This window comes from Paenibacillus amylolyticus (assembly GCF_051136285.1).
Lineage (GTDB): Bacteria > Bacillota > Bacilli > Paenibacillales > Paenibacillaceae > Paenibacillus > Paenibacillus amylolyticus_F.
On the sequence record NZ_CP194938.1, the window covers coordinates 6024821 to 6044644 of the forward strand.

Here is a 19824-nt window from a genome sequence, read left to right on the forward strand (position 1 = left end):
CGGAAAGGAGGCGTAAGTTTGACGCGAAAATACCTCGAATCGTTTGATAAGAACCGGAAGCGGATCGGCATCCTCGTAGACGCGGACGACATTCAGCGGACACGGCGCGTCAACTCGGATTACTCGTTATCGTTTACGGTACCGATGACTTCCGCTGATTACCTCGATAAAATCGTACTCAAAGGCCACGTTCGAGATGAGCGCGGCCAATATTACGTTATCAACAACCGGAGCCGTGTACGTGACGGCCGCAAGTTAACCGCGCGTATCAATTGCTCACATGTTCTATTTAAACTCGCGGATTATAAATACCCGTACGCGTCGTATCTCTCCGAGGCATTCGGCGTACACATTTCGCAGCTCACAACGGCGATTAGCGCGGCAACCGGAGGCAAATACACGTTCTCGATCGACGATACGTTTCCGCTATTCGACGTTAAGGACTTCGGCCGTGGCACCGCACTTGAAGCGCTGAACTCCGTCGTATCCATGTATGGCGCGGAGATAGAGCCGGACAACTACGTTATACATTTGCGGAAAAAGATCGGACAGGATCTCGGTCTGCAATATCGTATCCGTAAGAATATCGTAGCGTCCACGTTTAATGACGATGCTAATACGCTAGTCACACGGATGTTTGCGCAGATGAAAGACGGGCGGACATTAATCGGACAGCCTGCGTCGTTGTTGACTGCGGATGAGCGTGCGCTATTGGAGTCGGTACCGGGCGCAATCGTCGGCGGCAATCTCACGGTCAATTACTTGATATCGCCGTACGCCGCGTATTGGGCGACCGACGTTAACCAGTTCTATGACGGAGAAATCATCGAACAAAACATCACGTCATATACGGAGCTACTCGAAGCACAGCGCAAGGCTCTCCGCGAGCAAGAGGTGCCTGCGCTGGAAATTACGGTATCGGCTGCGGACATTCACAAGTTAGACAGCGCGGAGCCTGCGCCCGGCCTCGGCGATACGGTTAAATGCGTTGATCCAGCGCTTGGCATGGACGGCATAACCGCGCGGATAACGGAGCTGATCGAGTATCCGTACACGCACGATAAGCATTCGCAGGTTACGATTACGAACGTGATGCTGCGGGACATGACCGACATTATTGCGGACTTGGAGAAATCGAAGAATATCGTCAGCAACCTGATAAGCAACGGGACGATCCGGACGGACGTGTTCGAGGCGTTTGCGAAACAGGCGATCGCGGATATTAACAATTCGAAGACGGAAATCGTGTACCCACCGGAAGGCGGAATCCTTGCGCGGGATAAGACTAATCCACTTCGCCAGGTGCGCTTAACCTCCGCAGGACTTGGCGTATCTACAGACGGGTGGAATACGATACGTGCGGCAATTACAGCGGACGGAATCGTGGGCGAGCGGATTATAGGACAGATCGGTAACTTCTCGTCGTTAAGCGTAGGAAGCGGTAATAACATCATTCTGCTAAATCAAACGGCGGGGATGTCGGCCGGTCACGCGAACTTTAACTCCGCGCCTTTCCGTGTGGACTTTCAAGGTAACGTAACGGCGAACAGGCTGACCGCGAACAGTGCGAATATATTTTCGTCCAATTTTACGAATGGCGCGATCGTCGGATCGTCAATTAATGTCGGTAGCGGAAAGTTTACGGTTGACACGGCGGGTAATATGTACGCGGAAGGCAGTACGACGGTCGGCGGTACAATAACAGGCTCGCTCATCCGAACGGCAGCAAGCGGACGGCGCGTTGAGTTGGACGTACAGGGATTCCGGTCGTATGACGCGTCGGGCAGAATCCGGATACAAATCGCTACGACCGATGACTCAACGGCAGCCGCGCTTATCTTCCGGGATACGAACGGATCATCGGTCGGCGAGATCAATACGTATCAGGCCAGCGGTGTTATGACGATATTCAGCCGTAACATAACGATCGGATCGAACAATACCGGAAATCCGATTCGCTTAGCGGGCGCACCTATTATCGAAGGGCCTGCGGAATTTAGGAGTACAGTGACGGGGCTTAACCTTACGATCTCCCAGGTACAAGGACTACAGTCTCAACTAGACTCGCTTTGGGTGGCCGTGAACGGTAAATCTCCATCAGGTCATACACACACCGTAAACATCGGAACACACAACCACGGTAACAATGCCAACCAGAACTGGCCGCCAAACGGTGGAACCTTCACAACCTCAGCCGCGTAGTGGTATTATAGGAAAAACGAACCAAATACCAACTCGCGGAGGGGTTAATCATGAAAAAAGCAGCATACATTGCCGGCGGTATATTGATCGGATTCGTTCTTTCGACATCTGCCGGCGCTTTTGCGGACAGCGTTAAGTCGATCATCGGTAAAAAAGTGTCCGGAGAATACACTGTTATTGTTAATGGGCAGAAGCTTGCGGATAAAGGAGCGGTTATTGACGGGAAGGCTAACGTACCTGTTCGCGGAATATCTGAGGCGTTAGGAGCGGATATAAAAGTGGAAGGGAAAACTATTACAGTTACAACGACTGAGGCTCCGGTTGCGGGCGAGCCCATCGCTAATGATTACGAAGGCAAGACTAAAGAGTTCTTAACTCAACAGCTTAGCTTTTATACTGACAACCTGCTTAAGCCTAATCTTGCCGGTAAGTCAGAGATAGAGGCCGAAATAAAAAAAGCTACGGACTCAGGAAACAAAGAGTTCGCCGAAACTAAGCGGAAACAACTGGACGAATATAACGCAAGAATCGCGGAATACGAAAAAGAGATAGCGGATATAAACTCCGCACTCGCCGCGCTGAAATAAACGAATAAACTAACGCAAGGCCGTCCGAATATGGGCGGTCTTTTTGCGTTGTACAGAAACGGAGGAAACGCGCAAATGAAATCACGCACACTACTCGAATGTACCGTAGACCTGGCGCAACCTGTGCCGGAACTAACCGCAGTCATATCCACAGTCCTTGCGTATCATCCGGACGGCCAGGCGGACATACTCCGCGCACTTGATATCGAGATCGGATCGGCGCTGGCTGCGTTAGAAAGCGAGGAGACCGACGATGGAGCAAGCGATATTTAATAGCGCGATTAAAGAGGGCCTGTTCGCGGTCCTATTCGTCGTGGCCGGCTTCTTACTCTGGCGTCAGATGGCGCGGATACAGGACGATGGGCGCGCGCGTGAAGAACGGATGTTGGCGGCGGCCAAAGACCGCGAGGATCAAATGTATTCGGACGCGCTGCGGAGAGAGGAACGCCTTATGCGCTTGGCGGAGGACTTGACCGCGCGATTCGAGAAGCTTGCGTCTCAATACGATGGGCTTGCGATTGATGTGACGGAGATTAAGTCCGTAATGAAAGGAGAGCGATAACGTGAACTATCGCAAAGATTATATTCCGAAAGGCACCGCGTTTAATCGGCGGCCAGCCAACGCTATGAACGCGACAACAATTACGATACACAATACGGGGAACGAAAAGAGCTCCGCAGCTAACGAACGCGCCTGGCTGACGAATCCGTCGAATGCGCGCCAGGCTTCGTTCCATATCGTTGTAGATGAGCGCGAGGTTGTCGAGTGTATCCCACTGAATGAGAACGCGTGGCATTCCGGTGACGGCAGCGGCGCATCTTCCGGCAACCGTACGTCAATCGGTATCGAAATCTGCGAATCTGGTAACTACGCAAAGACGCTCGACAATGCGGCCGGCTTGGTCGCGTCAATGTTAAAAGAGCGCGGATGGGGCGTTGATCGACTGCGCCGTCATTACGATTGGTCCGGTAAGATATGTCCGCGCTTAATGTACGATGGTGGAGCGTGGACCGGTTGGGGCCTGTTTAAAGCGGCGGTACAGGCGAAACTAAACGAAAAGGTGGCGGACGCGAACGTGAAGAAAGACGTAATCGTAAGCGTAGTTGTTAACGGTAAGAAAGTAACGGATGGCGTGCTTGACGGAGGGACTACGTATACACCGGCGCGGGCAGTGGCGGAAGCTTTAGGCGCGAAGGTAACGTGGGACGCGAAGACTAAAACGGTGACTATTACAAAGGAGGGCGTATAATATGTACGAAATTGGCGTAGTGGTTGTGGTGATTATTGCGATCGGTGAGTTTGCGAAGTTGTACGTGGCGGCGAAGTGGATTCCGCTGTTATCGATGGTGCTCGGATTAGGCGCGGGTCTCTTCTACATTCCGGTAGATTCGGTGGCTGATGGGATTATGACGGGGATCATGACGGGACTCGCTGCGTGTAAGCTGTATGACATCGGGGCTAAACCGTTGAAGAAGCGGAGCGACGAGGCGTAAATAATTGCGGCGTAACTGCGACTTATGACGTATACTAAAATATAACAGCGTGGGACGCCGCGCATACATAATACGGAGGGATAACGATGTTCCTAGTAATGTTTATCGTTGGTATCGTCGTACTTGCGCCAGTTATCGCAATATGGACGAATATTAAATATTTCCGCGCAGAAAAGATAAGCTGCCCACACTGCGGTAAAGAGTTCCGCTTGATGGATGGTAGCCTTAAATGCCCGAAATGTAAAACGCGCGTCACACGCACGGCAGACGGGCGGCTCGTAACTTCATAACGCAATACCCAGCGCTCATCTCTCCGGAGGTGGGCGCTTTTTCTTCGTTATGCAAGCGGAGGAGCGCCAAGATACTGCCGCATAATCACGTTAGCTTCAGCGGCAAGGAATGAGTTTAACATGCGGAATTCCGCTTCATATCCGCGACATTTGTAGCGCGCAACCACGCCGTCCCGCTCCGTTACCTCTTCGTAGACTTTAATGTCGCGTGTCCGGAACTGCTTGCGGATTTCGTATATGTCTGCGGTGAGTTTGCGTTGGGACTCCGCTATGACGTCGACGTACGGTCCCGGCGTCTTTAGCGTTGCGTTGATTAGCGCGATGTCACGTTCGAATGCGGTCAAGATACGCGGCAGTATAATATGCGATTTGATTAGCGCGCGGTCTTCCGAGGTGATATCGATCATTTGCGGGAGGCCTCCGTTTAAGAACGTTTGTTCTTAGTATAGCGCGGAATAAACGCAAACGCAACGTAGCATCTACGCTTGCCAGCGACCATAATTTACAGTATAATAACGATAAGCCAAACGCACAGAAGCGGGAGGTCAAAAACGGTAACACAACGATTAAATGAACGGTGGGTCCTCGTGTGTTTGGACGCATATTTAACGATAAAATAGCGTAGGAATGCGGATATACAAGCGAAAACAGCTTAAAATCCTGCGGTAGGTGACTACCGTACCGGTTCGATCCCGGTCCTCGGCATCTTAAAAAAAGATCACATTTGACTTGTTAAACAAGTTAGATGTGATCTTTTTTTATGTCTTTTAATGTAAAAATGAATTTACGGGAATTAAGCATTTTTTTTATTTCCTCAGAGGCTCCCTCTTTCTCGAAAAGTCTGAGGGGCTACACTGGCTGAGGGTGATATGGAGCAAAACGTGAATATCTTGTAATAGGCGTATCCAAGTGGTGCGCTATTTTTATGCTTTCTTTCAGACGATTTAACTTCTTCGGAACCATATCGTATAGACCTAATAACAACTAAATGGAGGAATTAATCATGCCTATTGAAACGAATCGATTGAAGCTTCCCTTACCATTGGGGAATGAAGGCGTAAGCAGAGTTGGTATTAATGCGATCTTTGAGAAGATTGATGAGGGTGTTGCAACTCGTGAAGATGTGGAAGAGCTTCGCCAATTGGTTAGAGAAACTGATGTTCCAGATGCATCACTTACAGAAAAGGGGATTGTGCAACTCTCCAATGCTATTGAATCAAGTAGCGATACCAAAGCAGCCACACCAAAAGCGGTTAATGATGCGCGAGCGGCGGCAATATCGGCCGCGGCGTTAGATGCCACAACTAAAGCGAACACTGCGCAGACTAGCGCTAATACGCATATATACAAAATTTAGTAAATTGTATTTATCGAGGGCGATATAGATAGCGGTAGTATCCAAAAGGTTAGCCAAAGGTGTAGCTTCAACAACTGGCACTACGGTTTATGCAGTACCAAATGGCACAACAACAATCATCAAGGCAAAGAACATTTGAAATAGTGGTAATGTTGACAAAAAAACATTAATGTGAGTTTTGCCGTAATAGGAGTGATTTCGAATTACAAAGTAAAACCATACGACAAGAGCGCAATTCCTTTTCTTGTTTAAGCGGGTGAAACTTATAAATTTATTTTCTAAAGCCACAAATACATTCTATAACATCAGTGGTAAAGGGGTGACGTAATGCCTACTTTAGATAACTACTTACTTAGAAATTACGGTTTGGGCGGACTTGTGAAAAACATGTACAACAACGTTGTGCTTTCAAATAGTGACATACCTTATTTGGTTGCAGCAAACAGTGTTGGTCTGGTTATAATTCACGATACAGGGATTAGGTTCGCCGTTGGAACAAGTTTGATTTCTAATGGTCCAGTTAATGTAAATTCTAGGTTGATTTTAATTACCAATAACGTTTATGGTCAATTGGCGTTCGCTGATGAAAATAATGTGTTATGGCATAGTATTTTTGATAATAATTCTATTTACAAATTCAATAAATGAGATTATAATAGAACATATGTTCCTGTTTGGTGATGAGTAGTGCTTTTGTCTTGGGTAAAAAGATGTGAATTTTCAGGAAAATTCTTCCTTTTGTTGAATATTGTAGGATAATAAAAGGAGGCATTTTGATGGCGAGAAACTATGTTAGATTTAATTACTTTGAGGTTAAGTTAGTTTCGGCGAAAGAAGCGTTTAAAAAACAGATTGCTGAGGCTGATCAAGAGGATATTACTTTCTCATCAGCAGATCTTTGGGATATGACGGAGTTTTTAAATTTTCTTGATTCCAATAAAGAGAATTTTGATATATCCGTTCTTCTTGGAGATGAGCGCGGAGAACTTCACAACTTAATACATTTAGAGATTGGTATGAGAAGACTTATAGATTAAGTAATTTTGATTGGACAGGGAAAGATGTGCATCATATCAAACCTAGAGAATTTGGTGGTACTAATGATCCCGCAAACCTGATACCAATGCCAAAGAATATACACAAACTCTACACTAGCTTTTTTGCTGGATATAAGTAAAGGAGAATGTTGGTATGAATAATTCTGAGTCCGTGAATGAACCGTTGAAAACATTATTATCTCGCTTATACAACATTGAAGATATGAAGATACAACTTGATGATGGTTCAATACAAACCGCGACTTTCACGTTTAATGTAGGTGCTGATAGTAGAGATATTGAAGCAATAGAGAGTAAGTATGGAATAAAGTTACCAGAAGATTATGTATCATTTTTGAGATTACACAATGGGGCAAAGTTATTTGACCTTGGTCATGGTGACTCTAAACATATATATTCGCTTGCTGAGGTTGATGCGGACGCTACCTTATATTCGCCTGACATTTCACCAGAACTTTTTCCAATTGGAGCATATTTGGGCAACACCATTTACATTGATACTAGTCGTGAAGATTTGTATTTATTTAAGGGTGGATCAAGTCACGAGTTTGACTTTTTGGGCATGAATTTTACAAGCTGGTTGATTTATCTTATTATGGCTAACGGCCAACCGTTTTGGGAATGGTCTCCATCCTGCTTTTATAGAACGGTTGATGATCGGGAACTTACGGCTCAGGATTATTCTGGAATATAGTTATTCAAATTTAAAAACACTGTTGGCATAATGGTCAAGACTCCATTTAATAGACATTATAAAAAGACCCTAGGCTGCAAACTGGCGTCGGTACTCCACCGGCGTTAGTTTTTTTAGTTTCCGTTGTGGCCGTCGTGGTAAGCATGAGACGTGTACTGGATCGGCTCATTACACCCTCAAAGTCGTCTATCCCCGATACAACTATCAACAGATTTTATTAGAATTTTGTACATCTCAAGTGCAGTTCATAAACACAACCCCCACATAATACATATCAGAAAGTGGATTCGACCTTCCTTTTATGAAGAGAGGTCACAATGGTGTATACTATCGATAGGCATATATTACCTTTCCCTTGTTGAGGGATTAAGTTCCACAAGGGAACTATACAAACCAACACAACAATTGAATGGACGGAGGACTCAAGTTTATGTTGAAACAGCTTAAGCCATATAAGGTGTTACAAGAGCGCAGAATCGAAGAACTGAAATCCGATGCGTACCTGCTGGAACATCAGAAATCGGGTGCTCACATCGTACTGCTGTCCAATAGCGATGATAACAAGGTGTTCAGCATCGGTTTCCGTACACCTCCCGAAGATGATACAGGGGTAGCTCATATCCTGGAACACTCTGTGCTCTGCGGATCGAAAAAGTTCCCGGCCAAGGATTCCTTTGTGGAGCTGCTCAAGGGTTCACTGAATACATTTCTCAACGCAATGACGTATCCCGACAAGACAATCTATCCGATTGCCAGTCGCAACGAGCATGATTTTCATAACTTGATGGATGTGTATCTGGATGCGGTATTAAATACAAACATTTATGAGAATGAAAAAATATTTCTGCAAGAGGGCTGGAATTACAATCTGACTTCTGCAGAGGACGAATTGACATACAACGGCGTTGTATATAACGAGATGAAAGGGGCTTTTTCTTCGCCGGAGCGGATGGTGAGACGAGAGGTTCTGAACTCTCTTTTCCCGGACACAACGTACTCCTGTGAGTCTGGCGGATTCCCGGAGGCCATTCTGGATCTGACCTATGAAGGGCTGCTCGATTTCCACAAACGGTACTACCATCCGTCCAACAGTTACATCTATCTATACGGGGATATGGAAATGGAAGAGAAGCTGCAATGGCTGGATGAAAACTACCTGAACAACTATGATCGTATCGAGATCGACTCGGAAATCAAGCTGCAACCGGCATTCCCTGCACGGGTAGATACGGTAAAGTCGTACTCTGCGGGAAGCACGGAATCTGAACTGGACAACAGCTTTTTGACCTATAATGCGGTGATTGGCACAAGTCTGGACAAGGAATTAAACATTGCTTTTCAGATTCTGTTATATGCATTGCTCAATGCGCCGGGAGCTGTGCTGAAGCAAGCCTTGCTGGATAAAGGTATTGCTAAGGACGTTTACGGTTCCTACGATGATAGCTTGTATCAACCCGTGTTCACTGTGGGACTTAAGAAGAGCAACCTGTCCAGCAAGGATGACTTCCTTGGAACGATCCAAGAAGTGCTGGAGCGTGTTGTCAAAGAAGGTTTTGATCCGAAAGCATTGCTTGCCGGCATTAACTCGTACGAGTTCAATCATCGGGAAGCGGACTTCGGCCGTATGCCGAAAGGGTTGATCTACGGATTCTCCTCGCTGCAAAGCTGGTTGTATGATAAAGAGGCACCTTTTACACATCTGGAGGCGAATGATGTATTTGCAGAACTTCGCACCAAAATGAAGCAGGGCTATTTCGAACAGCTCATCGAGAAGTACCTTTTACAAAATACACATACGTCATTTGTTGCGTTGACCCCGGACAAAGGTTTGAACGCACGTAAGGAAGAAGCGCTGAAGTCACGTCTGAAGTCGATACAGGCCGGACTTAGTCCGGAAGAAGTGCAAGACATGATTAAGCGTACTGAAGCGCTTGCCGAGTACCAGAACACACCTTCCACCAAGGAACAGCAGCAGGTGATTCCAACGTTGTCCATTGAGGATATTGATACGAAGGCATCGAAGCTCCACCAGACCTTGAACAACTTGGATGGTACAACGATACTGCATCATAATTTGTATACCAATGGCATTGGTTATCTGAGACTGTTATTTGATATCAAGGAAGTGCCGCGCCGTCTGTTGCCTTATGTGGGATTGTTGAAAAATGTACTCGGATACGTAGACACCCAAAACTACTCGTTTAACGAGTTATCGAATGAAATTCATATCCATTCCGGCGGAATCAATAGCGGGGTTGGTTCTTATGTGAATGCACACCAGCATCAAGATTTCAAAGCAACGTTTGAGTTTACAGCGAAAGTGCTTTATGACAAACTCGAATTTGCTTTTGATATGATGAAGGAGATTGTATTTACGTCCCGTTTTGACAACTCCAAGCGGCTTTTCGAGATTATTTCTCAGGTCAAAGGTAACTTGCAGCGCAATCTGATCAACAGTGGTCATTCTGCAGGGGTTGCCAGATCGTCCTCGAAACATTCGGCCGTTGCCGATTTCAGAGAATCCGTTAGCGGAATTGCGTACTATCAGTGGCTTGAGGATGTACAGGCAAACTTTGATGCGAAAAAAGAACAGCTGTCCTCCAGCCTGCAAGAGCTGATGGGTTATATATTCAGACCGGAGAACCTGCTTGTCAGTTACACTGCGGACGACAAAGGATACGAAGGTCTGGAAGAACAGGTGTCCGACCTGAAAGCCAAGCTGTTTACACATGAAGTTGCGAAGGAAGCCTTCACGTTTACGCCTGCGACACATAACGAAGGTTTCCGCTCTTCTTCAGAGGTTCAGTATGTGGTTCAAACCGGGAACTATATCGACAAAGGTTACGCCTATACAGGTTCATTACGTGTATTACAAGGCATCTTGTCACTGGATTACCTGTGGAATAATATCCGTGCCAAAGGTGGTGCTTACGGCTGTATGTCCGGGTTCAGACGAAATGGAGACAGTTATCTGGCCTCTTACCGTGATCCGAATCTGGATAAAACCTACAAAGTATATGAGGAGATTCCGCAATATCTGACCGATTTCCGTGCAGATGAACGGGAGATGACACGGTATATCATCGGTGCGATTCAGGATCTGGATACGCCAAGAACCCCGTACAGTGAAGGATCATTCTCGCTGGAATGTTACTTGTCCCATGTGACGGAGGCTGATCTGCAAAAGGAACGGGATGAGGTGCTTGGCACGAAGGAGAGCGATATTATCGGCTTTGCCGGATTGATCTCTGCGATTCTGGAGCAGAAGCAACGCTGCGTCATTGGAAACGAGCATAAGGTCGAGGAGCAGAAGCAGCAGTTCGATGAAACGCTGGATTTGATCAAACATTAAAAAGCGGTACGTAGTGTGAAACTTGCTCAATAAACGTTAATAAATGATTCTAATAAACCAATTGAAGAGACACTTGCGTGGGGCTGGGTTGTACAGCTCCCGTAAGGGTCTTTTTTATGCAAGGATCACCGATCACGTTACCGCAAGCATGTTGTAAATTTTGAGCGTACGCAGATCTTCTTTGGATATTTTCAGCTCATTGTAGAGCTCTGGCGTTTCGGGTAGCGGTGTGCGGGAGAAGAGCATTTTTAGCGCAATGGGCATGAAGGGTCTGAATGAGACTCCAGCCATCAGTCCCCATTTTTTCTCCGATTCCTGGAACGACGCCAAAATATTAATATACAGATTTTCCAGCGGCGTGGCCTGATTTTTCAGAATCAATGTAGTCAGCGTATCGTAATGCTCAGTGTGACCCCAGTACATATTTTCACATTCCTGATAATTCTCAAAATCCTTCACATTCATATACATCACCGTGCGATAGCGGTTAGCATCCGATTGAGCCATCATATCAATAACGCAGCGAATAAGACTATTGTTCCGACCGTCGTAGAAGTACGAATAGAAGCGGGTTGAGTTTTTGAAAAAGCTGGACTGAACCGTATTCATCAGCGGAGACGCATGCCTCGGTTCTTTGTAAAGCAGCTGCTCCACCTGGATGTTCAGCGCATCTGCAATCTGGTGCAGTGTGACGAGATCCAGTGTAATATCACCGCTTTCATATTTGGAAAGAGTACCTTTACTCTTGAAAATCTGGTCTGCCAGCTGTTGTACGGTGAGCCCGCGCCATTTGCGGAAGTTTTTTATTTTTTTGCCCACTTCCTGGTTGATGTTGTTCATTGGGGTGCTCCTTATCCGGTTGAAGTAACAAGAGTGTTTCGTGAGAATAGTTGAATGAGATGAAAGTCTTTCTTAAAAGCCAAGACCTATCAGAAATATATCATTTTTTCTTCAAAAAGACTATTCTGAGGAAACATGTAAAGAATTTTGTTTCTTCTGAGTATAACCTCTTGCATTTGATGCAACTCCAGCGGCATGGAACAATAGGGGGAGAAGTAATGAACCGATAATGCTAATACGAGAAGACAGAGGAGCTAATCCCCATGACCAAGATGAGCAAAAATAACATGTCCTATAATTTTGATGAGATCATTGACCGTACCGGAACGAATGCCATGAATACGGATGGTTTCCGCCAATATATTTTCAACGCAACAAGTGAGATGGAATTTCCATTCCAGGATGAGGAGTTCATTCGCATGTGGATTGCCGATATGGATTTCGCCACACCACCCGAGATTTTGGATGCCGTGAAAGAACGTCTGGACCGCCGGATTATGGGGTACTCTCAAGTGTTTGACCCGGCGTATTACGAGGCAGTTTCGAACTGGATGAAGCGATATTATAACTGGTCTTTCCCCAAGGAACATCTGGAGACGTCCAATGGCATTATTCCCGCGCTCTATGAACTTGTGGAATATATCTGTAAGCCGGACGAAAAAGTGTTGATCCTGACGCCATCCTATGGATTCTTCAAATCGGCAGCGGATCATAACCAGCTTGAGCTGGTGTGCTCGGACATGTTGAATGACGAGGGATACTATACGATTGACTTTGAGGATTTTGAAGCGAAGGCCAGAGATGAGAAGGTCCGTGTATGCATTTTCTGTAACCCGCATAATCCGTCTGGACGCGTCTGGAGCACGGAAGAACTGGAGCGTGTAGGCGAAATCTGTCTGACCAATGACGTATGGCTGATTTCGGATGAAATTCATTGTGATCTGCTGCGTACGGGAAAAACGCATACCCCGCTCGCCAAACTTTTCCCGGATACGGATCGAATAATCACCTGTATGTCTCCAAGCAAAACGTTTAACATGGCCGGGCTCATGTTCTCCAATGTCATCATTCCGAACAAGGGTCTGAGGGAAATCTGGCAGGCACGCCATTATGGATTTAAAAATCCGCTGAGTATCGCGGCGACACAAGCGGCCTATGAACATGGTGATGAATGGCTGAAACAGCTAAGAAGTTATCTGGATGACAACTTTGCGTATGTTGAAGAATATGTGAAGCAGCACCTTCCACTCGCTGTCTTTCATATACCTGACGCCACATACCTGGCCTGGATTGATATTACGCCATATGCACCGCAGAATGTCAGCCTGCCTCTGTTCTTCGCAGAGCAAGCGGGTGTACTGCTGGAAGACGGGGGGATGTTTGTGGCGAACGGCGAAGGCTGCATTCGTTTGAATCTGGCTTGTCCCCGTTCGATAGTGAAAGAAGGCTTGAGTAGAATTAGCCGGGTTCTGATAGAACAAAAAGTGGATCAAAAGCCGGGAGAAAAGGTACCTGTACACGTCTAGTGGCTCTAGGTTTATAAGATGCACGATGCATCAAAAACACAGAAGCTGACTTACACAAGCGCATACAGATGTATAAACAGATGCATATCAAGGGGCGGAGCAGAGCGAATTCTGTTTCGTCCCCTTTTCGTGTTCTTTTTCTTCCTCGCACACTTCTGGTCTGTCGACTGCGGTTATGTTAAAATGATGGATAGTCTACGAGTCGTGGGACATGTGACTCTTGCAGGGAAGAGCCCATCCAATCGGGCTTTACGGATATGCATTCATCAGGGGAAAGGAGTCTATACATTATGTTCGGAAATGATTGGGACGAGGTGTTGCAGAAGGAGACCGAATCCGAGTACTTTAACAAGATCCGTTATGCGCTCGCTGCCGAGTACAAAACACAAACCGTATACCCTCCCAAGGAGGATTTGTTCTCGGCCTTGAAGTTTACTCCATATCATCAGGTGAAAGCCGTCATTATCGGTCAAGATCCTTATCACGGGGCGGGTCAGGCTCACGGATTAAGCTTCTCGGTCAGACCGGGTGTGCGCGTACCGCCTTCACTGAAAAATATATACAAGGAACTTCAGGCCGATCTAGGTGTGCCTGTTCCAAAGCATGGTTCACTTATTCATTGGGCGGAGCAAGGTGTGTTACTGTTAAACGCTGTTCTGACGGTGAGGGAGAGTCAGCCTAATTCACATCAGGCATTGGGTTGGCAGACGTTCACGGATGCCGTCATTCGTGAGCTGAATGAACGTCCAGAACCTATGGTGTACATGTTATGGGGAAGTCACGCTCAGAAGAAGGGTGCTTTTATTAACAGAGACAAACATCTGGTGCTGGAATCGACACATCCGAGTCCTTTGGCTGCACATCGCGGCTTTCTGGGAAGCCGTCCTTTTTCCAAAGCGAATGAATTTCTCGTCTCCCAAGGTATTAAACCGATCGATTGGACAATACCTGAAAACTAGATAGAGTGGAGGCGAGCACATTGCGACATTGGATTGGACGAAAAGTGGCAGTATACCGGGCAACAGGAATCCGCGAGCCTCTGAAGGGAACGCTGGTGGAGTGGGATGAAGAAACGGAATGTGTTCGAATCGGGCCGAAACGGATCAAGGTATCGTTTGACAATATTGCAATGATCAAACCTCTTCCTGAAGAAAGCCTGCCTTTGAAGAAGGCACGTTCTGAAGTGCATAAGATCGGATATGTCATGAAAAAGGCAATCCAGTTTGAAAATGCGATCTATTTCAAGTCACAGATTATGATCTGGAGGCGAGCCAAAATTGTGGTGTTATCCACCACGATTGTAAGACATGATGAAGATCAGGTGGAACTTGAAGACGGCCGGTTACTGCGCAAAGACAAGCATATGTTTGTGGTGCGTGCAAGGCGCGGTATACGATAGTCTGGTTGAAATTTAATATGTATTTCATACTGCGATCATACAGCATTAATGTTTCGACCTTATAGTAGGTAGTAACAACCCCTTCTAAATTAATGTGTATGGATCTGGGAACCCGGCCGGCTGCAAACGGCTGGGTATTTTTTTGTTTTTTGACCGAGAGGCACATGAAAGCAGCGTAAACAGGCTATAAAATAAATGCTCTTAAATCCTTTTAAAATGCCATGCTTGTGTTCTGTTAACGTGCTGTAACATAGCAATCACATTTGTGCTGTATACTAAAGAGATAGATCTCAAGAAGGAGTGAAACCACGTGAAACGGATATGTGTTTTTGCAGGTTCTAACCCGGGTAACCATCCCGATTATATTGAGCACGCTGCCCGGTTGGGTAAACAGATTGCAAACAGCGGATATGCTCTGGTCTATGGTGGCTCTCGCATGGGCTTGATGGGTGCAGTCGCGGATGCTGCTCTAGCAGAGGGCGGAGAAGTGATTGGTGTTATGCCTACAGGATTGTTCCGAGGTGAGGTGGTTCACGCAGGACTCACTCAGATGATTGAAGTGGGTACGATGCATGAACGGAAGGCAACGATGGCACAGTTATCAGATGGATTTATCGCACTTCCGGGCGGGATGGGCACGTTTGAAGAATTGTTCGAGGTACTGTGCTGGGCCCAGATCGGTATTCATCGCAAGCCTGTAGGTCTCTTGAATGTTAACGGATATTACGAACCGCTCATGAAAATGGTCGAGCATAGTGTGCATGAGGGCTTCTCCAACACATCACATCTCAGTTTGTGGAGTCTCGAGTCTGATCCGGCTGAACTGCTTGCTCAGATGGCTGCCTACATCCCTAAGGAATTAACTCAGAAATGGTCTGAGCTGAACGGAAAGTAAAAGCCAAAGAAACTGAAATCTGTACCTCCCTGCTTCAAGTGAAAAACTTCTTCATTTGCCCAAGCAAATAACGCTTGCGGACATAGTCTATAGTGTACTTTGATGAAGAGGGGAGTGTCACTCATGAGCGATCTCAAAGGAGCAGGTTACGGCTATTGTGGAGGTTTCGGTGGTGGAGTATGGACATCAACAGGCGCAATCCTGGTATTGTTTATCCTGCTGGTTATCATCTCCCGCACGTTCGTACTGTAATTCAGACCATTCTATAACGGATGTATGCTGTCTCAGGCTATCATTCGAAAAATGGCCTTTCCAAAGAGACGCCGGCGACTGTCGGCGTTTCCGGGGAACGGTTTTTTTGCTTGTACCTAAAAAAAGATCTCCATCCCATAGCAATGAGATAGAGCCAGATATCAAAAACTATACGATGATCTCCGTACTACCGCTGGGCAGAATAAGTGTTTTCCAGGCAATATATAGTCCAATAGCGGAAGCGATCAGTGCAAGGATGGCCGCAACAAAGGCCAGTTGATCAAGTGTATTCTGTTTGGGTTCGACGACGCTGGACTGATTACTCGTTCTGTCAGGTATAGAGAGTCCTCGAACAGAAGCTCGCGGAATAGATGGTCTTGATCCTGGAGGTTTTAGCGTACTGAATTTAGGTCCGGGTTCTGATCTGTTCTTAGATAAACGGTGGGATGAAGGCTTTTGGGCAGAACAAGAACTGGAAGAGATCAAGTGCTTCCTTGTTCGTGTTTTCATTGGTTTCAAAGGGCAACCTCCTTACAGCGGAGTGCAGTTGTCTACGACTGATATTATATTATGTTGGTTTTTAGATTGAGTTCGCAAAAATGAGTGAATCCCCAGCCCTTTAAATGTTAGAGTATGTGTTGAATGAACAAGCCAGTATGCAATTAAACGCTCTCTTAACACACGTATGACAAACGGAGTATATAGTGAGGTTCATAGAATCCACTTTGAATGCAGGAGGGGCTGAATTGAACAAAATCGAAATCATTGCCCACCGAGGTGCATCTGCTACATGCCCGGAAAATACGATGAGTGCTTTTGAGCGAGCTCTGGAGCTTGGTGCAACGGGAATCGAGACGGATGTGCAGATGTCAGCCGATGGCCGATTGGTGTTGATCCATGATGAAACATTACAACGGACAGCGGGAAGGGTGGGCTGGGTTAAAGATTGCACTTATGATACCTTGCGCACGCTCGATGCAGGCTCGTGGTTCCATGCAGATTTTGCCGGAGAGTCTATCCCTTCGCTGGAGATATTATTTAACCTCGTGCATGGCAAGAGAATTTTGCTCAATCTGGAGTTGAAAAATGGTATTGTGCCATACAAAGGGATGGAAGAGAAGGTCGTTCAGATGATTCGGGAGTGGAAAATGGAACAGCAGGTTGTCCTGTCCAGCTTCAACCATGCCTCGCTCGTCAAATGCAAGCGCATCGCGCCGGACATTCGTACAGCACTTTTATATATGGAGAAGTTGTATCGTCCTCATGATTATGCAGCCAAACTGGAGGCGTCGGCTCTTCATCCTTACAAGCTGGCGGTGGCAAAAGAGGAAGTAGCCGCAGCTCTTGCCCAAGGTATAGTCACCTATCCCTTTACCGTAAATGATCCTGGCGAGATGCAGATGATGATTGATATGGGAGTACAAGGCATCATCACCGATTTTCCGGATGTACTCGCTTCATTGATGACTGTACGGGCACATTAAGCGAATAGCGGCATCAGATCAGGTTCAGATTAGACTAATCCAAATGTTAAAAGTGAAAGCCATGCAGGAGATTGAAGCCCTGTATGGTCTTTTTTCGTGCATATTCATGCGGAAATATTCATATCTGCAAGAAAGTTGTCCTTTTTGTCCATTGCCAGACGGGAAGGATTGCCTTACAATGTTCTATGGGAATGAGAATCAATATCAATAGAAGTGGTACTTTTGGAGAGGTGATTGTTATGTACATAAGGTTAGCAGGCTTCATTCATAACGCAGGTGGGCAAGTATGAACTCGAACAGTTCATCCACACATTCGAATACGGAGTCACCTACAGCGAAAATCCACACGCGCCCTTGGACGGCTACACTCATTCTCACAGGCGGAATCCTGTTGCTTGCTCTGGGGATGGCATTGTCCATTTCATTTGGCGCTGCGGATATTCAGCTCGGTGTGGTCTGGCAGGCGGTATTTAATTTCAACCCTGACCTGACACCTCATCAGATCATATGGGAGATTCGCCTGCCGCGTATCCTTGGCGGAGCGATGGTAGGTGCTTGCTTCGCTGTTGCAGGTGCGATTATGCAGGGGATGACCCGGAATCCGCTCGCCGATTCGGGACTGCTCGGTCTGAACGCTGGAGCTGGATTTGCGCTGGCAATCTGCTTTGCTTTTTTCCCAGGCTTGCCGTATATGTACATCATTATGTATTCATTCCTGGGAGCGGGACTTGGTGTGCTGCTTGTGTATGGTTTCGGTGCGGCATCCAGATCAGGTCTGACGCCGCTGCGCCTGGTGCTGGCTGGAGCCGCAGTATCGGCCATGCTGTCTGCACTTAGTGAGGGCATTGCGCTCTACTTCAGAATTGGACAAGACCTAGCCTTCTGGACTGCCGGAGGGGTAGCCGGAACAAAGTGGTCTCAACTTGAAGTGATGTTTCCTTGGGTGCTCGGAGCGCTCATCGTTGCTTTGATTATCTCGCGTTCGATCACACTGCTCAGCCTTGGCGAGGACATTGCAGTTGGACTGGGACAACGTACAGGTTTGATTAAACTGATGGGTCTGATTGTGGTACTCATTCTGGCGGGAACTGCTGTATCTGTGGTGGGTGCAGTTGGGTTTGTCGGTCTGATCATCCCCCATCTGACACGGAAGCTGGTCGGGGTTGACTATCGCTGGATTATTCCTTGCTCTGCTGTAATGGGCAGTCTGTTACTTGTATTTTCGGATCTGGCCGCACGTATGATTAACCCGCCTTACGAGACGCCTATTGGTGCACTGGTTGCCCTCATCGGGGTGCCGTTCTTCCTGTATCTGGCGCGGAAAGAAAGGAGGACGCTGTAACATGAGTTCCTCAACTATGGGTGGCGCAGAGCGCAAAAAGAAAACGAAAGGTATCGTTGTTCTTATTGTGCTCGGTCTTTTAATTATTACAGCTTTTATTATCAGTATGAATACCGGGTTTACCAAGCTTTCACCGCTGGAGGTTTTACGGACACTGTTTGGTAGCGGCACACCGAAGCAAGAGCTGATCCTGTTTGAATTCCGGTTGCCTCGCATCGTGATTGCCGTTCTGATCGGAGCAGGTCTGGCATTGTCGGGCTGTATCCTGCAAGGGGTATCACGCAACGCGCTCGCCGATCCGGGGATTCTTGGTATTAATGCAGGGGCGGGGCTTATGGTCATGCTGTTTGTTTCCTTTTTTCCAACGACGACAGCAGCTCCAATCTTTCTGCTTCCAATCCTTGCTCTAATTGGTGCAGGCTTCGCGGCATTTCTGATCTATATTCTCTCCTACAAAAAAGGGGAAGGTATCTTGCCGACGCGTATGCTGCTCACGGGCATCGGGATCGCCGCTGGTATCAGCTCAGCTATGATCGTGTTAACTCTGCGACTTAGTCCGGAGAAATATCAATTTGTAGCCACTTGGCTGGCGGGTAGCATTTGGGGTTCCAATTGGAAATTCGTTATGGCTCTGCTACCGTTTATTATTGTACTTGTGCCGTTAGTGCTGGCGAAGGCGCGAGTGTTGAATGTATTAAATCTTGGTGATCAGACCGCAAGCGGACTCGGTGCTCCTGTAGAGCGTGAACGAATGATTTTGCTTGCTACCGCTGCAATTCTTGCGGGCGTATGTGTGTCTGTGAGTGGTGGTATCGGTTTTGTCGGCCTGGTCGGGCCTCACTTGGCACGCCGTCTGGTCGGGCCAAAACATCAGTTTTTACTGCCTGCATCTGCATTGGTCGGATCTTTACTCGTATTGGTTGCGGACACGCTCGGTCGTGTTATCTTGCAGCCTTCGGAGATCCCGGCTGGGATTCTGGTTGCCATTCTGGGCGCTCCATACTTCCTGTATCTCTTAAGCAGGACGAAATAAAAGGTAATCATCAAATTAG

The 19824-nt window shown here is 47.0% G+C and carries 23 protein-coding genes and 1 pseudogene; 21 read left to right on the forward strand and 3 right to left on the reverse strand.

Annotated elements, in window-relative coordinates:
* Nucleotides 1-18 precede the first annotated feature (18 nt).
* From ACR8BL_RS26315 to ACR8BL_RS26345, 7 genes are all read left to right on the forward strand, one after another.
* A complete protein-coding gene (locus tag ACR8BL_RS26315; RefSeq protein ID WP_434750269.1) occupies nucleotides 19-2202 on the forward strand; it encodes a phage tail protein in 2184 nt (727 codons plus the stop codon).
* Nucleotides 2203-2252: 50 nt separating this feature from the next.
* On the forward strand, nucleotides 2253-2789 hold the full coding sequence (locus tag ACR8BL_RS26320; protein WP_434750270.1) for a stalk domain-containing protein: 537 nt from the start codon (nucleotides 2253-2255) through the stop codon (nucleotides 2787-2789).
* 75 nt (nucleotides 2790-2864) lie between these two features.
* Nucleotides 2865-3062 (forward strand): hypothetical protein, encoded by a 198-nt coding sequence (locus tag ACR8BL_RS26325; RefSeq protein WP_434750271.1) that lies wholly within the window; start codon nucleotides 2865-2867, stop codon nucleotides 3060-3062.
* 67 nt (nucleotides 3063-3129) lie between these two features.
* Entirely contained in the window at nucleotides 3130-3351 is a 222-nt protein-coding gene (locus ACR8BL_RS26330; RefSeq protein WP_434750272.1) for a hypothetical protein, read from the forward strand.
* Between the two features lies 1 nt (nucleotide 3352).
* Nucleotides 3353-4039, forward strand: coding sequence for an N-acetylmuramoyl-L-alanine amidase (locus tag ACR8BL_RS26335; RefSeq protein ID WP_434750273.1), 687 nt, complete (start codon nucleotides 3353-3355; stop codon nucleotides 4037-4039).
* A gap of 1 nt (nucleotide 4040) precedes the next feature.
* Nucleotides 4041-4283 (forward strand): hypothetical protein, encoded by a 243-nt coding sequence (locus tag ACR8BL_RS26340; protein WP_434750274.1) that lies wholly within the window; start codon nucleotides 4041-4043, stop codon nucleotides 4281-4283.
* Between the two features lie 86 nt (nucleotides 4284-4369).
* Entirely contained in the window at nucleotides 4370-4573 is a 204-nt protein-coding gene (locus ACR8BL_RS26345; RefSeq protein WP_434750275.1) for a DUF2614 family zinc ribbon-containing protein, read from the forward strand.
* 47 nt (nucleotides 4574-4620) lie between these two features.
* Here ACR8BL_RS26345 and ACR8BL_RS26350 read toward each other — a convergent pair whose 3' ends face one another.
* The gene (locus ACR8BL_RS26350) at nucleotides 4621-4980 is read right to left on the reverse strand and encodes a hypothetical protein (protein ID WP_434750276.1); all 360 of its coding nucleotides are present in this window, start codon (nucleotides 4978-4980) and stop codon (nucleotides 4621-4623) included.
* 596 nt (nucleotides 4981-5576) lie between these two features.
* Here ACR8BL_RS26350 and ACR8BL_RS26355 point away from each other — a divergent pair.
* The 6 genes and pseudogenes from ACR8BL_RS26355 (at nucleotide 5577) to ACR8BL_RS26380 (ending at nucleotide 11034) form a co-directional block, all read left to right on the forward strand.
* The gene (locus tag ACR8BL_RS26355; RefSeq protein ID WP_434750277.1) at nucleotides 5577-5930 is read left to right on the forward strand and encodes a tail fiber protein; all 354 of its coding nucleotides are present in this window, start codon (nucleotides 5577-5579) and stop codon (nucleotides 5928-5930) included.
* A 327-nt stretch (nucleotides 5931-6257) separates the two neighbouring features.
* On the forward strand, nucleotides 6258-6578 hold the full coding sequence (locus tag ACR8BL_RS26360) for a hypothetical protein (protein ID WP_434750278.1): 321 nt from the start codon (nucleotides 6258-6260) through the stop codon (nucleotides 6576-6578).
* 128 nt (nucleotides 6579-6706) lie between these two features.
* Nucleotides 6707-6967, forward strand: coding sequence for a hypothetical protein (locus tag ACR8BL_RS26365; protein WP_434750279.1), 261 nt, complete (start codon nucleotides 6707-6709; stop codon nucleotides 6965-6967).
* A gap of 17 nt (nucleotides 6968-6984) precedes the next feature.
* Nucleotides 6985-7107 (forward strand): annotated as a pseudogene (locus tag ACR8BL_RS26370) (HNH endonuclease signature motif containing protein); the annotation flags it as partial.
* Nucleotides 7108-7121: 14 nt separating this feature from the next.
* Nucleotides 7122-7682: an SMI1/KNR4 family protein gene (locus ACR8BL_RS26375; protein ID WP_434750280.1), complete on the forward strand. Its 561-nt coding sequence runs from the start codon at nucleotides 7122-7124 to the stop codon at nucleotides 7680-7682.
* Between the two features lie 430 nt (nucleotides 7683-8112).
* Nucleotides 8113-11034 carry an insulinase family protein gene (locus ACR8BL_RS26380; RefSeq protein ID WP_434750281.1) on the forward strand — a complete coding sequence of 974 codons (2922 nt, stop codon included), beginning with the start codon at nucleotides 8113-8115 and terminating at the stop codon, nucleotides 11032-11034.
* Nucleotides 11035-11166: 132 nt separating this feature from the next.
* Here ACR8BL_RS26380 and ACR8BL_RS26385 read toward each other — a convergent pair whose 3' ends face one another.
* Nucleotides 11167-11874 (reverse strand): helix-turn-helix domain-containing protein, encoded by a 708-nt coding sequence (locus ACR8BL_RS26385; RefSeq protein ID WP_216517284.1) that lies wholly within the window; start codon nucleotides 11872-11874, stop codon nucleotides 11167-11169.
* Nucleotides 11875-12161: 287 nt separating this feature from the next.
* Here ACR8BL_RS26385 and ACR8BL_RS26390 point away from each other — a divergent pair, with 287 nt between their 5' ends.
* The 5 genes from ACR8BL_RS26390 to ACR8BL_RS26410 all read left to right on the forward strand — a co-directional run bounded on the left by ACR8BL_RS26390 (nucleotide 12162) and on the right by ACR8BL_RS26410 (nucleotide 15946).
* On the forward strand, nucleotides 12162-13400 hold the full coding sequence (locus ACR8BL_RS26390) for a MalY/PatB family protein (RefSeq protein ID WP_434756742.1): 1239 nt from the start codon (nucleotides 12162-12164) through the stop codon (nucleotides 13398-13400).
* 290 nt (nucleotides 13401-13690) lie between these two features.
* Nucleotides 13691-14359 (forward strand): uracil-DNA glycosylase, encoded by a 669-nt coding sequence (ung, locus tag ACR8BL_RS26395; RefSeq protein WP_434750284.1) that lies wholly within the window; start codon nucleotides 13691-13693, stop codon nucleotides 14357-14359.
* A gap of 20 nt (nucleotides 14360-14379) precedes the next feature.
* Nucleotides 14380-14799 (forward strand): hypothetical protein, encoded by a 420-nt coding sequence (locus ACR8BL_RS26400; RefSeq protein ID WP_434750285.1) that lies wholly within the window; start codon nucleotides 14380-14382, stop codon nucleotides 14797-14799.
* A 310-nt stretch (nucleotides 14800-15109) separates the two neighbouring features.
* On the forward strand, nucleotides 15110-15694 hold the full coding sequence (locus ACR8BL_RS26405) for a TIGR00730 family Rossman fold protein (protein ID WP_434750286.1): 585 nt from the start codon (nucleotides 15110-15112) through the stop codon (nucleotides 15692-15694).
* A gap of 123 nt (nucleotides 15695-15817) precedes the next feature.
* Complete coding sequence (locus ACR8BL_RS26410) at nucleotides 15818-15946, forward strand: hypothetical protein (RefSeq protein WP_260510917.1); 129 nt, start codon at nucleotides 15818-15820, stop codon at nucleotides 15944-15946.
* Between the two features lie 168 nt (nucleotides 15947-16114).
* On the opposite strand, the gene ACR8BL_RS26415 is transcribed toward ACR8BL_RS26410, so the two are convergent.
* On the reverse strand, nucleotides 16115-16465 hold the full coding sequence (locus ACR8BL_RS26415; RefSeq protein WP_434750287.1) for a hypothetical protein: 351 nt from the start codon (nucleotides 16463-16465) through the stop codon (nucleotides 16115-16117).
* A 227-nt stretch (nucleotides 16466-16692) separates the two neighbouring features.
* Between ACR8BL_RS26415 and ACR8BL_RS26420 the strand changes: the two genes are divergently transcribed.
* The 3 genes from ACR8BL_RS26420 to ACR8BL_RS26430 all read left to right on the forward strand — a co-directional run bounded on the left by ACR8BL_RS26420 (nucleotide 16693) and on the right by ACR8BL_RS26430 (nucleotide 19805).
* On the forward strand, nucleotides 16693-17430 hold the full coding sequence (locus ACR8BL_RS26420) for a glycerophosphodiester phosphodiesterase (RefSeq protein WP_434750288.1): 738 nt from the start codon (nucleotides 16693-16695) through the stop codon (nucleotides 17428-17430).
* A gap of 286 nt (nucleotides 17431-17716) precedes the next feature.
* Nucleotides 17717-18772, forward strand: coding sequence for a FecCD family ABC transporter permease (locus ACR8BL_RS26425; protein ID WP_434750289.1), 1056 nt, complete (start codon nucleotides 17717-17719; stop codon nucleotides 18770-18772).
* 1 nt (nucleotide 18773) lies between these two features.
* Nucleotides 18774-19805 (forward strand): FecCD family ABC transporter permease, encoded by a 1032-nt coding sequence (locus tag ACR8BL_RS26430; protein WP_434750290.1) that lies wholly within the window; start codon nucleotides 18774-18776, stop codon nucleotides 19803-19805.
* The last annotated feature ends 19 nt before the right edge of the window (nucleotides 19806-19824 follow it).